Origin of the sequence: Streptomyces sp. NPDC059452, assembly GCF_042750035.1 — a bacterium.
GTDB lineage: Bacteria > Actinomycetota > Actinomycetes > Streptomycetales > Streptomycetaceae > Streptomyces.
In genome coordinates this window covers 1-1,035 of the sequence record NZ_JBHYVE010000069.1, presented here as the reverse complement: position 1 = coordinate 1,035, position 1,035 = coordinate 1, and the positions used below count along the sequence as shown (strand labels likewise).

The following is a 1,035-nucleotide window of genomic DNA, read 5'->3' as shown; positions in this document are numbered from 1 at the left end:
GTCTGGGGCTGTTCCGGGTTCCCCGAGCAGCCCCAGTAGAGAGGTCTACAAACCTATCCTTGTCCAATTTTTTGATATTATTTTTCCGGTTCATCTTCTCCATATGCTGAACTTCAATGACGTGATTCATAGTGGTCACTTTTACAACATCATTTGGAGCTATGAAAACCGCGTCACCATTGCGTTTATCCATCCATTTCCCCTCAATTTTTCCTGTAATGTTTAATTAAAATCAAGTTAATAATAAAGAACCCCAAATCCGAAGTCAGTTTTTCAACAAAAATTAGCGTCCTTTTCCCAAATAGTCCCTATACAATTCCTTAATAGCAAACTCAATTACAGCATCTTTTGAAACTCTTCCAAATTCATTGTGTTTTGTAAAATGTTCGGCTAATAACTCTAGCTTTTTAAATGTTTCAACAGTAATTCGAGGTCCAATTTGTTTTTTCTCTTCCATCCAAACACACTCCTAACAAGTTGTTAACATAATTCTAACATTGGAAATAATAGAATTCAAGAACAGAAAAAAGAAGCACACTCGGAATGATATTTCGTTTCCTTTTGATTCCGAGCCTCCACCCCTTACAATCCCCAAAGGCAACCGACAAGGGAAAATTCGTCCCTTATCGGCACCTCCGGAAATTGTACAGCAAGGGGTCACTCCCAATAAAAAGACTACGACATATAAAACAGGTTTAGCTTCAGAGAAAAAGAGCATAAGGAAACTCGGTGCCACCCTAAAAAAAAGGGTGTCAAACAGGCTGTGCCTGTTGAGTTTCTATGCTCTTAGAACAGGTGCCGTTTTTGAAGCCAAAGATATAGCATAGATACCCCATAGATATAGCAGGGATATACCAAAATATCTCTAGAGATACGGGTATCTATGCTATATCTCTCTACAAGATTCCTCCACACGCTTGACGGAAATGCTTCAGCATTTTAGCACTCACTCGACAGAGTGTATAAGTGCGCCATTCGGAATTTCAAAGCTTCAAATTTCACAGAGAGTGCCCATTTATACACACCCCCTAAATC

Annotated in this window: 2 protein-coding genes; both read right to left on the bottom strand. The window is 39.2% G+C overall.

Features of this window, described 5'->3' with window-relative positions; translation table 11 throughout:
- Positions 1 to 193 (bottom strand): hypothetical protein (locus ACFW9Z_RS36090; protein WP_384647950.1); only part of this gene is annotated, 193 nt, incomplete at its 3' end.
- A 90-nt stretch (positions 194 to 283) separates the two neighbouring features.
- Positions 284 to 457, bottom strand: a complete 174-nt coding sequence (locus ACFW9Z_RS36085) for a hypothetical protein (RefSeq protein WP_375839303.1) — start codon at positions 455 to 457, stop codon at positions 284 to 286.
- Between the last annotated feature and the right edge of the window lie 578 nt (positions 458 to 1,035).

Excerpts from the sequence above, each read along its gene's own strand:
- ACFW9Z_RS36085 (WP_375839303.1), bottom strand. The coding sequence starts at position 457 with ATGGAAGAGAAAAAACAAATTGGACCTCGAATTACTGTTGAAACATTT.